Source organism: Planktothrix sp. (assembly GCF_046067725.1).
In the GTDB taxonomy this organism is placed as follows: Bacteria; Cyanobacteriota; Cyanobacteriia; order Cyanobacteriales; family Microcoleaceae; genus Planktothrix.
In genome coordinates this window covers 1-17059 of record NZ_JBJUDF010000036.1, presented here as the reverse complement: position 1 = coordinate 17059, position 17059 = coordinate 1, and the positions used below count along the sequence as shown (strand labels likewise).

Sequence of the window (17059 nt, the reverse complement as noted above, 5' to 3'; positions counted from 1 at the left end):
TTATTGAATGGGATTCTGAAGTTTTTTTATTTTCCAAAGGGCTAGATAATGATCATTTGGGGTTAATAAATTTGGTTTATAAATTTCATCTAAATCAAACTGACCTTCTTGATTAATTTTATCTTTTAATAGCGAAGAAGGATTAAATAAAAGTAAGGATTGATCCGGTTTTAAAATTTGTTCTAAATCCGTTTGAGGTAATAAATAAATGGTTAGATTCGGGTTGAGTTGATAGCTTAAGGATAAAATATCAAAAATTTGTTGCGTTTCGGTGATTAATGCCGGAAATTCACTTTGGTTAATTAAACGAGCAATCGTCAAATTATGCCGATTTCGACCTTTTTGGTAAACGGGAACCGCCTCTTGATATAAAATACAAGAAATTAAACCAACTGATAGGATCAGTATTAAAATAAACCTCCAAAATCGACGTTTTTTAATCGAATTAAAATCAAAAATTTGAGTGGCGAGTAAGTAAGCAACCGCTAACAATAAACCCAGATAACAAGGAATCAGATATCGAGAGGTTGCTGAAGCTTGTCCTTGGGAAATCCCATCGATTAAAAATAATAGTAAAGGATTTACTAAAATTAAACAAAAAACGAATAACCCGATTGATGGAGGTGTTTTTTGATAAAGGAAGTAACAAGCGAACGTTATTAACCCTAAAACAAAAATGGTGAGGAGAGATCCTAAGATTATAACGAACAAGCTGGGTTGTTCTGAACTCAGGAAATCAAAAAATAAAATTGAAAGGCTATAAATAAAAATAGCAACTTTTGGTAAAAACTCCATGGGTGCTTTCACCCAGGTCGTATTATCCTGGAGTTGTCGCCAGTTCAAGATAATTATCATCATCCAAGGAAGAAAAGCGAGTAATCCTAAGCCAGAATAAACGCTATAATTCTTAACCAGCTTTGTTAATTTTAATTTTTTGAGGGTTAGAATATAAAGGGTTGAACTGATTAAGGTAAAACCTGAGAATAAAGACGTATATAACCCTAAAATTAAGCTTAAGGTATAAGCTAACCAAGATTTAGGATGATTGAGGCGTATTACTTTTAATAAAGTTAAACTGGATAATAGAAGAGTTAGCATCCATAAACTATAGGGACGAGCTTCTTGAGCGTAAGCCATAAAAAAGGGAGAAACCGCAAATAATGTAACGGCAACTTTCCCGACTTCTACAACTTTAAATAATTCTAAACATAATATATATAATAACGGGAAACACAAAACATTCAATAAAACTGATAAAGTTCGGGTGGCGAGGATAGAACTTCCAAAGATTTGTTGCCAAATTCTGAGGAGAATAAAATATAAAGGTGCGTGTTCTGGACTTTGAGTTAAAGCAGAAATTGTATCCTTCCAGTTTCGGTCAGGATTTAATTGTTGATATTGTTTTAATTCCTGAATCGTAATAGAATCTCGTTGAGAAATATCTTGAATCAACGCTTGTCGAGTGTAACCAGAAACTCTTAAAGAGGTAGAAACTTCATCAACCCAATACACTTTTTCTCCTAAATTAATTACTCGAAGTCCTAAGCTGATGAGTACAATAATTAATAGTAAAACGGTCAAGAATTGATGTCGGATAGCTTTTAGGTGATTCATCTTTTAAGTTCCTTTTGGGTTATACAAGTTGTATCTAATACTTGAAAATTTGAGTAAGTAAAAACTGAACAAGGTTCTATTAAGGGAGTAATCGCTAATTTTTTTCCTTGTTTAAGTTCTTCAACGGTTTCCACAACTACTTTTTTAAATGAACTGTTCACAAGCCAAGGCTTTTCTAATAAGTAATGGAGGTGATTAAAATTAGATTCCAGTAGCAAAAAATTAATGTTATATTGATGAATAAAGTTAGTAATTACCTCTAAATCAGAACTATACTGAGCTTGAATTAAATCAAGGGTTCGCTGTTCAATTTCCTGATAATATTTGATATGATGGGGAAGGGCAAACTCTCCACCCACTAAAACGGAACGTTGGGAAAAAGCTGGTAAATTATCAATTTCATCCGCTAAAGATGCAATTAAAGTGTCTTTCGGCTGAGTTGAAAAAAATTGATATAGTTCAGGATATTTACCAATGACCCATCCTTGGAAAATAAACGGAACAATTGGAATAAACGGTAAGACTAAAGAAAGGGTGAGGACTATTGCTGCAATTCTCAAACTGATGATTTGTAAAAGTTGGCTTTTAGGTGATTCTCTTTGCAATTTGTGGTAAAATTTTACGCCATAATTTAACATAATAAATAAAACAATCCCCGAACTTATTGCCATTATAAAAATAAAGCTATGGTAAGTATAGCGACTGGGAAAGTAAAGTTTAAATAGGAAAATATGAGCCAGAAAAAACAGACTTAAACAAGCTAAAATTAGAAAGAATAAAATCTGGATTTTAGAGGTAATAAACTGGGTTAAGAGAAGTTTAAGTTTTAAGAATAACGGTAAAGCTAAACTCAATAAAATTGGGAAGGGGTATAAGGGAAGATTTAAGCCACTATTCCCATCTAAAATAAAATAAAGAAGGTTAACCCCGAAATATTCAACCCGTCCGTTTAAACCGAATTCTGGCATGATTTTCATCTGTGCGCCATTAAAGGTTTCACCAAATTCGGATAGTTGGACAGCAAAAATAGAAAGAATAATCGCAGCAATGATGAGTCCTGATATCCAAAAAATATAGTTTTCTTTGTTTTTGGAAAGCCGAAGTGCTTTCCCTTTAAATTGAAATAATTTAGCGGTAAGTAATGCTAACGCAACTAATAAAAACTGGGGAAAAAATAGGCCTAGCAAGGCTAGGGTTAATAAGGTATAAAAAAGTGATCTCTCAATTAAATAATACATAAAAGCTGCAAAAATTGGATATAAAAAAGCTCTCGGTGTTGCCGAAATTAAATCATCATTCATCCAGAGCGTTTCATTGAAAATTAATGTTCCTAAAAAAGCTGATTCTGGACGGGAAAAAATATTAAGAGAAACATGAAAAAGATAAGCAGTTGTGATTAACGCTAAAAGAGGGGGTAAAATTTTCGCAAGCGTAATAGCACCGATTCCCATTTGAGCGATTAACCAATAAATAAACTTATATCCAGCAGGCGCAACACCATAAAAATAATCGGCAATAAAATCTTCCGTAAACAATTGCAAATCAAGGAACTTTTGTAACCAAACTACATGATGTCTAGCATCATCTTGAATCAAATAAGGATGAATTAAATAAAAACCAATGGACATTAATCCAAAATAAATCGGAATTAATAAACTGAGTATTAACCAAAATTGAGTTGAACGATTTTTAAACAGATTAATAAGGTAAATTGAAGTTATAATTTGATTTTCGCTCATTGTTTTTAAATGAATTGAATCATGAAAATTGCAATCATTACGTCAGGATTTCTTCCCGTTGTTGATGGCGTGACCATAACGGTTTTTCAGCGAATTCAAAAGCTGAGTCAACTCGGACATCAGGTTTTATTATTTTGTCCTGATTATAGTGCATTACCAACCATTTATCCCCATTGGAAAGATTATACAGGAGATATTTTACCTGGAGTTCGGGTTATTAATTTAGACAGTACCGCCTTTATGGGGGTTGATTTTGAACGGAATGTGAGCCAAAAATCTTATCAAATTGTATTAGAAGAATTAGAACAGTTTCAACCTGACATTATTCATGTTGATGAACCGGAAAGACTTTGGTTAGGGTTTTTAAAACGACCTGGAATCGATTTTTCTAAACAATATAATATTCCCTGTGTGAGTTTTTTTCATAGTAATTTAATGGAATATTTAGAGGATTATTTACCGTTACCCTCCATTATTATTGCAGGAATTCAGTTTTTATTAAAATTTCATTTTAGATGGACGTATAACGGCTATAATGCAACGTTAACCGCTAGTTTCTCTAGTGCTAAAAAGTTGGTTCAGGTTGGACTTCGCAATGTTATTTTTGATCAGTTATTAGGCGTTGATTTAGAACAATTTAATCCCCACAAGCGGGAAGACAATTTTTTTGCTAAACATTATCATTTATCTAATGTTGATGACAAGGTTAAACTAATCTTTTTAGGACGGTTAACGCCTGATAAGGGGTGGAAGTTTACCCTTAAAGCTTTACCAAAAATCAAAGAATTGATTGATTTAGATCAAGTTAGTTTTATTATTGCAGGTGATGGAAAATTGAAAGATGAAATTGCTCAGAACTTTCAATCTTTTACCGCTAATATTCATTTTTTAGGGCGGGTGGAACCGAGTCAAGTTGCAGGACTTTTAGCGAATAGTGATATCCATATTACGATGTCGGAAAAAGAAACCAGAGGGTTAACCATATTAGAAGCATTTGCATCTGGTATTCCGGTTTTAGCACCTGCTGCGGGTGGGGTTGTTGATAGTATTGAATCGGGGAAAAATGGTTTATTATTTACACCTAAAAATGCTGATGATTTTGCTAAAAAGTTAAAAGTTTTAGTGGAGAATTCAGAGTTGCGGGAACAAATGGGACGGCAAGGGAGAGCAACTGTTCAAGATTGTAGTTGGGATGAGGCCGTTCAAAATTTATTAGAGATTTGGAAACGACAAATTCAGCAGAAGTAATACAAGAGAAATAAAGCAATCTCAAAGGTTTTGAGATTGCTTCATTTCCCTCACAATGACAATACAATTAATTACGACGTTCAGATTCTTTCTTAATGGCTTCTAACGTCATTTTCAATGTATTTTCATAGATACTATAAAATAAAGCTCTGGTGCGGGTTGAACCGGGATCAACATTAACTTGATGCTGAATAATCACTTGTTTAGAGGAAATTGGTTCAATTGTCCAGCTTCCTTGTAACGATTTCACCTCTCCTTCAACGAGTTTAAATGCAATTTGTTTAGGATAAGTTTCGCTGGCTGAAACGCGAATTCGGCTTGTTTCATCAACAATCAGTGCTTTAATTCTATACACTTGTTCAAAGACTTTTTGATTTCCTTGAACTTTTAACAGTTTGCTACTGGTAACATTGGGTAAAAATCGATAAAAATTATTATAATCTGTTAACACTTTCCAAGCGGTATCCGCAGGGCTATTGACAACAATTCTAACTACATATTGCCCATTTCTTCCGGTTAATACTGCTCGTTGAGGTTGGCTAGATAACAGAACAGGATTAACGCGTTCAGCAACTGCAAGGGGACTATTGATCAAGGTGAAACTTAAACCAACAGTAGACGCAAAGGTAATCCAAGATTGCCAATAGTTTTGAGACTTAAAAAACATCTGTTCGTAGTGGCGCTGAGAGCGCGGCACACCAAGATTAACCTTCCCGATTATATCAAAAAACTAAATCCAAAATGATCCAAAATGGTTGTCTTTGAAATGGATAATTAGGTAACACCACTTTACAACCTGAATAACCTTGATAGAATTTCTCCCAATTAACTGACCCCCCATTAACGTAAAATTCTGCTAAATTAGATAACGATTTTGAGTCATTTTGTAAGGATAGAAACTCTAGGTCTGGGAAAAAACGATGATTAACTTGATTGTCCCGCACTCGTCCTTGAAATAGTCCTTCTGGGGTTCCTCCACTACAAAATTCAGCGAATTGTTGTTGTAATTCTTGTTTAGATCGGGTAATAATGGCTAACCGATGATTAAATTGCGATCGCCCGATATTCGCAGTAAAACAAATATCGGCTAAAGCGTGATTTTTATTATTTTTTAAGTAATTTTGATATCGGACAGCTAACTGTTGTAAAGCGGTTGGAGTTTTTGCCGATAAAGTTAATAGATTAACAGTTGGTTCTGTTGTTATTGATTTCGTCTCTAATAACGGAGCTTCTGCTAAGATCACATGGGCATTCGTTCCACTAAATCCGAAGGAACTGACCCCTGCTATTCGGTCTTGATTTCCTCTCACCCAAGGTAAAAGAACGGTTGGAACTTTAACCGCTATTTTATCCCAATCAATATGAGAATTAGGGGTATTAAAATGTAAATGGGGTGGAATTTCTTGATGTTGTAATGCTAAAATAACTTTAATTAATCCAGCCATTCCTGCCGCCGCTTCCAAGTGACCAATATTGGTTTTAACAGAAGCGATAATTAAAGGAAAATGATCCGCTCGATTTTCGCCATAAACGGCATTTAAAGCATTCACTTCGATCGGATCTCCTAATGGAGTTCCAGTGCCATGAGTTTCAATATAACTGACTTGTTCTGGTTTAACTCGACCATTCTCTAACGCTTGCTGAATCACGGTTTGCTGGGCGCGACCATTGGGAACTGTTAAGCCACTGGTACGACCATCATGGTTAACGGCAGAACCCCGAATAATCGCTAATATATTATCATTTGAAGCGATCGCATCGTTTAACCGTTTTAATACAATGACCCCGCAACCTTCCCCCCGAACAAATCCATCCGCCGCTTGATCAAAGGTTTTACAACGTCCTTCTGGGGATAACATTTTTGCCCTAGAAAAGTTAATGCTCATTTGCGGAGAAAGAATTCGGTTAACCCCTGCTGCGATCGCCAGATTACACTCGTGATTTCTTAAACTTTGGCAAGCGGAATGAACGGCAACTAATGAAGAGGAACAAGCCGTATCTAACGCTAAACTAGGGCCAGTAAAACCAAAGCTATAGGAAATTCGACCGGCCGCCAAGCTATGGGAATTTCCAGTGGCAAGATAAGCATCAATTTCAGTGTTTTGGCGGCTGAGTAACCGATGCCAATAATCATTTGCACAGATGCCAACAAAGACTCCCGTTTGGGTTCCCACGAGGCGATCGACGGCTAAACCCGCATTTTCTAATGCTTCCCAACTCACTTCTAAAAGCAGGCGTTGTTGGGGGTCGAGACTGGCGGCTTCTCTGGGAGAAATGCGGAAAAATTGAGCATCAAAATCCTGTAAATTGCCGACAAACCCCCCCAGACGGTTACAAATGGTTCCTGGGATGTCGGGGTTTGGATGATAGTATTCATCGATATTCCAGCGATCTTGGGGAACAGGTGCGATCGCATCAACGCCATTCCGCAGCAGTTGCCAAAATTGTTCGGGACTTTCCACACCCCCTGGAAAACGGCATCCCGTCCCAATAATGGCAATGGGTTCATGATGGCGATTTTCCAGCGCCTCTAGTTTGGCTTGCATTTGTTCGAGGGCCAAAAGTGCTCGTTTGGTTGGGGATAGTTCGGTATGCAATTTATTAGAATCAGCAAATTCTGATTTTCTATCGCATAAAATCCATTTTGTCAACAAGTTTCAGGAGATTGTTTTAACAAAACCTGTTGACATCTATAGTTGAACTGTTCACAATTTAAATAGATGAGCAAAAAAGGAGTTTTATTAATGCCATCACGACCAATCAATTTTAGACTGGGAGAAAAAGCTTATGCTAAACTCATTGAAGAAGCCCGTGAGGGTGAAAGTGCATCTAAAACCGCACAACGGCTTTTAACAATGTTACTCACAGGACAAAAACGAGAATTAGGTTTAAAGATCGGTGGTAGACCGACTAACCCGATGAATGTCATTATTCCAAAGACAAAATCAACTATGGGAGAGTTGAGGGAAGACATAATAAAAGATGTCACCCCCAAACTCAGGAAGTTAAAACGTGAGATTATGGAATTAAAACAACTAATAGCAAAAAATAATGCTTGAAAGCTCTGGGAAAACTTAAAATAAGTTTTTTATTGGTTTCTAATACTTTAGATTTTATTAATAATTCCAAAGGTTCAATTTTTCTAATAACAGCGCCTCTGCTTCCTCCTCAGAAAGCTGTTGAACTTGAGACAAGGATTCATCAACAATTCGTTGATTTTTATCATAGGTTAAAGATAGAATACTTTCCCCTAAATAATTGGTTAAATCGGCTAACGTGGGATAGTCAAAAATTATCGTCGTTGGAAAAGAACATTGAAAACGATTTTGCAAACGGTTTCTGAATTCCACAGATGTTAAAGAATCTAAACCGAGTTCAGAAAATCCCTGGTTTGGGTCAAGAGTTGTCCCCGTATCTAAACCTAACACAATCGCTAATTGAGATTGAATTTCTTGTTTTAATTGTTGATAAGCTTCGGTCATCGGTAAAGATTTCAGTTGATTAATCCAAGTTTGTTCTTCCTGAGAAGACAATAACAATTCACTCAAGAAAGGATAGCTTTTTTGTTGCAGTAATTGAGGTTGTTCAAAATCAATCACACTCACTTGAGTCGGTTTTTCTATTAAAATCCACTCTAAAACAGCTAACCCTTGTTCAGGGGAAATTGTTCCCATTCCTTTAATACTTAAAGGTTGATTTGTTCGATGTGCGAGTCCGATTTCACCCCAAGCACCCCAGTTAATACTGGTGGCTGTTTGTCCTTGTCCTCGCCGGAAATGCGCTAAAGTATCTAAGGTGATATTCGCGGCGGAATAGTTGCTTTGACCTGCGGAACCCAACACCGAAGCAACGGAAGAAAATAACAGGAAAAAATCGAGATCAAGAGCACGAGTTAATTGATGTAAATTCCAGCCACCTTTAAGTTTCGGTGAAATCACTTTTTTAAAAGATTCTCGACTTTGTTGAACTAACATCTTATCTTCAATTAATCCCGCTGCATGAATCACTCCTTTTAAGGGGGATAAACTTTGATAAATTTCCTCAAATACCGTTGCTAATTGCTGATAATCCGTAACATCCGCTTGTCTAACAATAATATTAGCTTGAAACGAGTTAATTCGAGTCTGAATCACCTCGTTTACTGAATTTCTCCCCACTAAAATTATCGTATTTGCTCCCCATTTGCTCAACTGTTCTGCAATGGTTAATCCTAAATCTCCTAATCCTCCAGTAATTAAATAAGATGAGTCTTCCCAACTGCTTTTAGAACGATTCGAGTTGGTTTGTTCTAGGGGAGGAGTAATAATAATTTTACCAATATGTTTCGCTTGCTGCATGAACCGAAACCCCTCGATTATCTGTTCTGCAGAGAAAACTTGATGAGGTAACGGTTGAAGTTGAGACACAGCAAATTGATGGATTAATTGAGAAAATAAGGATTGAATTAAACTCGGATTTTGCTGAATCATCTCCATTAAATCAACAATAAAATAAGAAATATTCGGTTTGAAATCAGCGACTTTTTCCGGTTGCCAAATATTTTGTTTTCCAATTTCTATAAAACGACCGTTTTCTTTAAGAATTGAAAGGCTTTTAGGAATAAAATCTCCCGTTAGGGAATTTAAGACAATATCAACACCTTCACCTTCTGTTAGCGTGAGAATTTGTTCCGCAAAGTCTAATGTTCGGGAGTTCATAATATACTTAACTCCCATAGATTCTAGCAGCGACCATTTGCTCGGAGATGCGGTCGCAAAGACTTCTGCACCTGCTTTTTTAGCCAATTGTACCGCAGCTAACCCTACGCCTCCGGTTGCTGCATGAATGAGAATGCGATCGCCTTTGGTAATATTTGCTAAAGAATATAAAGTATAGAAAGCGGTTAGAAATGCACCGGGTATTGTTGCGGCTTCTACAACCGTTAACAATTCGGGTTTGAGGACAACTAATTCAGCATTAATTGTAATATATTGGTTAAAGCTGCCAGGTGCGATCGCCATTACTGGATCACCGATTTTAAATGAGTTTACTCCATCCCCAACGGCGATAATTTCTCCCGCACATTCTAACCCTAAATCTCCCGCTTCCCCTGGATACAAATCTAAAGCATTTAAAACATCTCTAAAATTTAATCCAGTTGCTTGCACTTTGATTTCCACTTCCCCAAAACTGGGTTGACGGCGAGAAATGGGTTGCCATTTTAAATGTTCTAAGGTTCCTCGTTGCGTAATTTGTAGTTGTAGTGACGTTTGAGGAAATGAATGGTGCTGAGATTTTTTAATCAGTCGAGGAACCCAGCGATCGCCCTTTCTAAATGCAATTTGATCTTCAGAATTTTCTGTTATAATTTCTGTGAATAACTGTGCCGCTTCATCCGGTTGGGGAGAGACATCTAAATCAATTAACCGACACCGAAATTCAGGATGTTCTAAAGCGATGGTTTTTCCCAGTCCCCAAAGGGTTGATTGAAGAATTGCAGGTTCTTGAATGATACTATTATTAATGGCTTGTGTTCCTCTAGTGACGATAAAAAGTTGAGGTGGTTCTGACCCTTGTTGAGATGCTAAACTTTGAATTAAATTAAGAATAATTTCCCATTCCGGTTGAGAGGAAGTTTCAAGACTCCCTAAATAAATCACACCTTGTAAGGGAAGATGCGATCGCCTAAACTTAAATAACGTTTCAAAATCAATCGGTTCTATTAGATTAACTAACTGACAAGTTTGATTATGGGAGGTTAGCAATATTTCTAGCGATTTTGCAAGCGTTGAAGGTTGAGTTAAAATTAACCAATCCCCTGCTTTTTTCGTTAAATTAGAAAGAGTTTGAGGGACAGATTGATTTTGTTTTTGCCATTTTATTTCATATAACCAATTGTACCAATTTTCTAACGGTTGTTGAGGTATTTCTACACCAAGAAGCGTTTGGGAAGTCACTTTTTTAGACGTTAACCCTTTGACTTCCATTACTAAATCACCTGCGGTGTTAAAGAGTTGAACATCAGCAACTAAGGAATTAGAACGTAACCTGACATAACTCCAGACGCAGGTTTGAGGACGTTGATAAATTGTTAACTGTTCAAGCGAAGTAGGTAAATAAACTTCGGATAAATTAGAATCCGGTAAAATTGTCAGGAGGACTTGTAAACATCCATCTAATAAAACCGGATGAACGTGATAAGAATCAGCCTCTAAATTTTTGGGTAATTCTATCCTACCTAACGCTTGCTCTTCTCCAACCCACAATTGTTTTAAAACTTGAAAAGTCTCACCATATTCTAATCCCCGTTGTTGGCATGTTTGATAATGGTGTTGAGGTTCTCTCGGTTGTAAAGTCGTTTGATAGAATTCAATATTAATCGATTCTAAATGTTGAGGTGGAGAAGGGAAAGTAATTTTTCCTGAACAATTTAAGCTCCAATCCTCCTCTTGATTTGAATATTGGCTATAAATTTTAAATGAAGATTCTGTTGGATTTTTTTCTAAAATAACTTGAATTGTTGTTTCAATTTCGGCTAGAATTGGGCAAGGATACCCAGCCCCTGCGATGTTAGGGAGGTTTTTTGTTAAGAATAATACTTTTTCAAATGTAATAGTTTTTAAGCATAAATTTTGATGATTAAAAATTTTAATTCCTGCGGATAAGGCAATTTCTAAATAAGCCGTTGCTGGTAAAACAGCTTGTTGATAAACTCGATGATCCTTCAGAAATGTAGGATTATTTGGACTAAGTTGGGATTGAAATAAAATTTGTTTTAAAGGGGAAGATAGTTTTTCTCCGAGTAAAGGATGAATTAATCGAGAGGGTTTCATTAAACGTTGTTGGATGACTTCTTTGGGAGGATCAATCCAATATCGTTTCCGTTCAAAGGGATATAACGGTAAACTGACTTTATGATAAGAATAATCTTGATTAAATTTTTTCCAATCAATCACCACACCCTGAATATAAAGTTGACTCAAACTCTTTAAAATTTCTTGCCAATCTGTTCCTTCAGATCGTAAGCTAGGACAGCAAATTACCTCCTGATTAGAGTAGGAAAAACGCGCAATTCCTGATAAAATCGGTTTAGCACCGCATTCAATTAGAACATTGTAACCTGCTTGTTTTAAGGTTTCCAAACCCGCAGCAAATTGAACTGTTTCTAAGAGATGGCGACACCAATAGTTAGGCGTGGTTATTTCTTGATGAATGATTTCTCCGGTTAAATTAGAAATCAAGCAAATATTAGGACGGGAAAAGTTAACTTGGCTTAAAATTTGCTTGAATTTATTAACAATCGGTTCCATTAAGGGAGAATGAAACCCATGAGAAACCGTTAAATATTGAGTTTTAATCTTTTTTTTGTTACAAATTTCTACAATAGCGTTAACGGCGGATTCAGTACCGGAAATCACAATATTTGCCGAATGGTTAATAACAGCGATCGCAACTTTGCCCAAATGCAATTCAATTAAGGATTCAACGGTGTTTTGATCGGCAAAAATCGTGAGCATCTTCCTCGGAGGTAACTGTTGTATTAGTCGTCCCCTCGCCACCATTAATTTTAACCCATCTTCTAAACTAAAAACCCCCGTCGCACAAGCCGCAACATATTCTCCCAGACTATGACCTAAAACGGCTTCCGGTGTAATTCCCCAAGATTTCCATAAGGTAAATAAAGCATATTCAATCGCAAATAAGGCGGGTTGGGTATAGGCGGTTTCGTTGAGGGGAGAAGGTTGATTTTGTTGAGGATAAAGAACAGAAAGCAACGGTTTTTCTAACTCAGATCGAAGAATTTGATCGCAATCATCTAAAGTTTGGCGAAAGGTGGGTTGGGTTTCATAAAGTTGACGACCCATATTAATATATTGAGAACCTTGTCCGGTAAATAAAAAGGCGATTTTGTGACGGGAATGACGGATTTTTCCTTGAAGCCAGTTGGGATTTTCTTGATAATTTTGAATAGCAGTTAATTGTTGCTGTAAATTCTCAATAGAATCCGTAAGAATGGCTAATCGATAATTAAAATGCGATCGCCCGATTTGAGTCGTAAAGGCAATATTTTCTAATAATAGTTGAGGATGATTATTCAAAAAATTTAGATAACGATTAACTAACGCCTTTAAAGCAGTTTCTGTTTTAGCAGAAAGGGTTAAAAGAAAATGAGAAGGTTTAATTTGATCAACCCTTAACGGTTCTGGTGCTTCTTCTAAAATCACATGAACATTGGTTCCTCCCACCCCCAAAGAATTGACCCCAGCGCGACGGGGGGTGTCGGTTCTCACCCAGTCTTTTAAATCCGTATTGACATAAAAAGGACTATTCTTAAAATTAATTTTCGGATTCGGATTGCGGAAGTATAAACTGGGCGGTAATTGTTGATAATTCAACGCTAAAACCGTTTTAATAAACCCAACAATTCCCGATGCAATTTGTAAATGTCCGATATTCGTTTTAACTGAACCAATGGCGCAGAAATTCTTGTGATCGGTTGTCATTTCAAACGCCTGACTTAAGCCGCCAATTTCAATCGGATCACCTAAAATTGTTCCGGTTCCGTGCGCTTCGATATAATTAATTGTATCTGCTGTAATATTAGCGATCGCCATTGCTTCTGCTACCACTCTCGCTTGTCCTTCTCCATTAGGTGCTAAATATCCAACTTTTGTGGCACCATCATTTGCCATTGCAGACCCTTTTATGACCGCATAAATTTGATCTCGATCGGCGATCGCTTCCTCTAATCTTTTTAACACAACTAACCCGACACCACTGCCGAAAATTGTACCTTTTGCCTCTGCATCAAAGGCGCGACAATGACCATCATTAGAAACGATCATTCCCTCTTGATAAAGATACCCTTGTTTTTCAGGAACTCTAACCGAAACACCCCCCGCTAATGCTAAATCGCACTCGCCATTCAGCAAACTTTTACAAGCAACATGAACCGCTACTAATGACGTTGAACAAGCGGTTTGTAAATTCACACTGGGGCCTGTTAAATTTAATTTATAGGAGATGCGAGTGGTTAGATAATCTTTATCATTAGCCACCATGAGTTGAAAGCCACCCATAGAATCTAAAGTCAATGTTTGTAAAGTTTCATTCGGATCAAATTGATGGCGATTGGGATATAAATTATTGAAAATATAAGTATTCATTGCCGCGCCCGCATAAATGCCAATAGCACCGTTATAATTCAACGGATCATATCCAGCATCTTCTAAACTTTCCCAAGCGCATTCTAATAATAAACGCTGTTGCGGATCGATTAATTCTGCTTCTTTGGCGGTATACCCAAAAAAGTCAGCATCAAACAATTCTATATTGGATAAAATCGGACTAGCTTTAACATAATTGGGATTTTTAACTAAGTTTGGATCAACACCGGATGCGAGGATTTCTGCATCGGTAAAAAAGGAAATGGATTCAACGCCGTTTTGTAAATTTTGCCAAAATTTCTCTAAATTATCTGCCCCCGGAAATCGCCCCGCCATACCAATCACTGCAATATTAAACGGTTGCGAACCCGTCGAATGATTGCGAGTCTGATTAGGAGTCGCTTTCGGTGTGGTTTTAGAGGTGCAGAAATCCGCTAACGCTGCAATGGTTGGATAACGGAAAAAGTTAATAATGGCTAAGTCATAGCCTAATTTGTCTTGAATTTGCTGTTGAACTTGAATTAATAAGAGAGAATTCCCCCCTAACTCAAAGAAGTTTTCCGTTAATCCAATCGAAGATAAACCTAAAACAGCTTGCCAAATTAAAGTGATTTGTTCTTCAAGTTCGGTTGTAGGTAGAGTATTAACGGCAGTTGAACGTTGGAATTGTTGCAGAATCTCGTTAAATTCTCCGGCTTCAAATTGTTGGGTTAACTGTTGGCGTTGAATCTTACCAATGGCTGTTTTAGGAATACTTGTTTTGTCTACCGGAATAATATAGTCAGGGTTTATCCCAATTTTAGTTAATAATTTTTCTCTAATTTTATGACTTAAACTTATAATATTATCACTGCTAATCGGATGAAAAAAAATCGCTAATTTTTCTGTGCCATTCTGATGAGGTGGACGCACTGCACAAGCCGCCGTATAAGAAACAGCAACTTCTGGTAAAGTTTCTACAATGGCTTCAATTTCATGGCTATAATAATTCACGCCATTGATAATAATCGTATCTTTAGCCCGACCCACCAGTGTGAGTTTGCGATCGCTAATAAACCCTAAATCCCCCGTGACAAACCAGCCTTCACTGGTAAACGCTTCTTGATTCGCTTCAAAATGATTATAATATCCTGGAGAAACTACATCCCCTTTTACTTGTAAATGACCGATGCTTTCTTCGGGGAGGACATTATTTTCTTCGTCAACAATTCTAATTTTTACTCCTGGAATCGGTTCCCCTAAATTAACAAACGAGTTAGAATTAATATCCGTATTTTCTACTCGTTTAATCGTTCCACTTAAACAGGCTTTATCTAAGCAGTGAATTCTAAAAACTTCGGATTGATTGGGGATAAAATAAGTAATTCCTGATCCTAATTCTGCCATCCCAAATGCTGGACGAATTGCCGTTGCGGGTAAATTATAGCTGACCAAATTTTGTAAAAAAGTTTTAATCGCATCAACGCTAATAATTTCACCCGCCGTTAATAAAAACTTAACGCAGGATAAATCCCAATTTTGGCGAGGATTTTTTTCTAAGTGTTGGTTAATTAAACTATAAGCAAAGTTAGGTGCCCAACTGTGGGTAACTCGATATTGATTAATTAATTCAATCCAATTGAGGGGAGAAGCGAGAATATTTTCTTTAGTTGTATAAATCAGTTTACAGCTCAATAAAATTCCCCGAATATGCCAATCGCTAATACTGCCAATATGGTCAAAGGGTAGCCAATTTAAAATAATATCATTTTGGTGGTGATGATTTAGAAGATTTGCCCCTCTGGCGCGACTAATTAGATTTCGATGGGTGAGTTGGATACATTTAGGAATTCCGGTACTCCCAGAGGAAAGACTGAGAAGTGCCACGTCATCGGGTTGGGGAGAATAATAGTTAGTATCTGGGGAAAATTGCCATAAATGTGCAATCGAAACTAACCTTAGATTCTGTCCGGCTAAGTTTTGAAGATCAGGTGCCTGAATTTGGGATGTTAAAATAGTGGGAAACTCTAAAAATTGCCAAATTAAAATCAGTTTTTCTCGAATCGGGTTAGACTCTTGATAACTGGGGGGAACTTCGAGAATAACAGGAATAAATCCACCTAAAATACAACCCCAAAATGCCGGAATTAAATCAAAATTCTGTTCAAGTTGCAGGATAATTTTATCCCCTGGTTGTAATCCTTTGCTTCTTAATCCGGCTAAAATTTTTTCAGCGAGTTCTAACAGTTGACGATAGGATTGATGGATAACTTCGCCCTGGGATTGCCAGTAAACAATTTGTTGTTTGGTTGAAGTTTTAGTGGCTGTTTGTAATCCTTCAATTAAAGTTTGAGGGGTGTTGAGATCAACGGAAAGAGAACCGCCATCAACAATTGCTGGATTGAGGGAGGGGAAGTCTTCTTGCATGGGTTACGGAGTTGGTTTCATTTTTTCGAGATATTTTACCAAGGAAACGTTATGTGCTTGCTATATAATCATTATAATCTCTTTCTTTCCTGATTTTTGTTTAAGTCCCACTAAGGCAAATAACGATTAATAATACCAAACTTAAAGCTTGTTACTTATTTAAATTTCAACAAACCCAAAACATCGGCGACTGAAATTTGCCAACTTTCTATTACACTAAGAACAGGTAAAATATCTACATCATATTTAACTTCTGGTAATTGATTGGGTTGAAAAACCATCACCGATTTATCATCGGGGTCAATGAACCAACCTAACTTTGTTCCCTGTTTAAGAGAGAAAATAATCTTGTTAATCACGCGGTTTGGAGACTGTTCGGGGGAAAGAATTTCAATGATCCAATCTGGAGCAATTTCTACTCGGTTTGAAATTTCTCCATCTTCATCAACAGGAATGCGCGACCACTCAAATACGGCAAGATCTGGAACAAGAGAACACCCTGCAAACGTGCATCTTAATTCTGTAAGTCCATAAATTAATTGCTGCGGTTCACCAACTTGATTAATAAGGGTTACTAAGCGAGTTTGCAGAATACTGTGTTTTCCTTGGGGCATTGTTTTGTGATAAATTTGACCGTCAATGTACTCGCAAGCGGGTTTAGTTTCCGGCAATTTCAAGAACTCTTCTAAAGAAAAATTTGTAGTGAATTGAACTGATGTCATGGTAATCATTAATCCTTTAATTCAAATAATCTTAAAAACCAATTACAGTATCCCCTTCGGAAAGATTGAGCTTTTCTAACAACTCCTTAGAAAATGTCACCCCTACAGAATTACCAATTTTGCGTAACTTTAAGGTCTGGATCATGAAACTTTCCCTAATGTAATTACGAGTGTAATTACTATC

8 protein-coding genes are annotated in these 17059 nt (G+C 36.8%); 2 read left to right on the top strand and 6 right to left on the bottom strand.

Annotation, left to right across the window (positions count from 1 at the left end; genetic code table 11):
* Together ACKPEB_RS01990 and ACKPEB_RS01985 are read right to left on the bottom strand one after the other, a co-directional pair.
* The gene (locus ACKPEB_RS01990; RefSeq protein ID WP_408963101.1) at positions 1 to 1614 is read right to left on the bottom strand and encodes a glycosyltransferase family 39 protein; all 1614 of its coding nucleotides are present in this window, start codon (positions 1612 to 1614) and stop codon (positions 1 to 3) included.
* Complete coding sequence (locus ACKPEB_RS01985) at positions 1611 to 3353, bottom strand: hypothetical protein (RefSeq protein ID WP_408963100.1); 1743 nt, start codon at positions 3351 to 3353, stop codon at positions 1611 to 1613. Before ACKPEB_RS01985 ends, ACKPEB_RS01990 begins: the two co-directional genes overlap by 4 nt.
* A 21-nt stretch (positions 3354 to 3374) precedes the next feature.
* Here ACKPEB_RS01985 and ACKPEB_RS01980 point away from each other — a divergent pair, with 21 nt between their 5' ends.
* Positions 3375 to 4601, top strand: coding sequence for a glycosyltransferase (locus ACKPEB_RS01980; RefSeq protein ID WP_408963099.1), 1227 nt, complete (start codon positions 3375 to 3377; stop codon positions 4599 to 4601).
* Positions 4602 to 4668: 67 nt separating this feature from the next.
* Here ACKPEB_RS01980 and ACKPEB_RS01975 read toward each other — a convergent pair whose 3' ends face one another.
* Both ACKPEB_RS01975 and ACKPEB_RS01970 read right to left on the bottom strand, forming a co-directional pair.
* Entirely contained in the window at positions 4669 to 5268 is a 600-nt protein-coding gene (locus tag ACKPEB_RS01975) for an SRPBCC family protein (protein WP_408963098.1), read from the bottom strand.
* A 55-nt stretch (positions 5269 to 5323) separates the two neighbouring features.
* Entirely contained in the window at positions 5324 to 7252 is a 1929-nt protein-coding gene (locus ACKPEB_RS01970) for a beta-ketoacyl synthase N-terminal-like domain-containing protein (protein ID WP_408963097.1), read from the bottom strand.
* A 69-nt stretch (positions 7253 to 7321) separates the two neighbouring features.
* Between ACKPEB_RS01970 and ACKPEB_RS01965 the strand changes: the two genes are divergently transcribed.
* The gene (locus ACKPEB_RS01965) at positions 7322 to 7660 is read left to right on the top strand and encodes a hypothetical protein (RefSeq protein WP_408963096.1); all 339 of its coding nucleotides are present in this window, start codon (positions 7322 to 7324) and stop codon (positions 7658 to 7660) included.
* Positions 7661 to 7717: 57 nt separating this feature from the next.
* Here the strand turns inward: ACKPEB_RS01965 and ACKPEB_RS01960 are convergent, their stop codons facing one another.
* Together ACKPEB_RS01960 and ACKPEB_RS01955 are read right to left on the bottom strand one after the other, a co-directional pair.
* The gene (locus ACKPEB_RS01960) at positions 7718 to 16153 is read right to left on the bottom strand and encodes an SDR family NAD(P)-dependent oxidoreductase (protein WP_408963095.1); all 8436 of its coding nucleotides are present in this window, start codon (positions 16151 to 16153) and stop codon (positions 7718 to 7720) included.
* Between the two features lie 155 nt (positions 16154 to 16308).
* A complete protein-coding gene (locus tag ACKPEB_RS01955; protein ID WP_408963094.1) occupies positions 16309 to 16875 on the bottom strand; it encodes a Uma2 family endonuclease in 567 nt (188 codons plus the stop codon).
* Between the last annotated feature and the right edge of the window lie 184 nt (positions 16876 to 17059).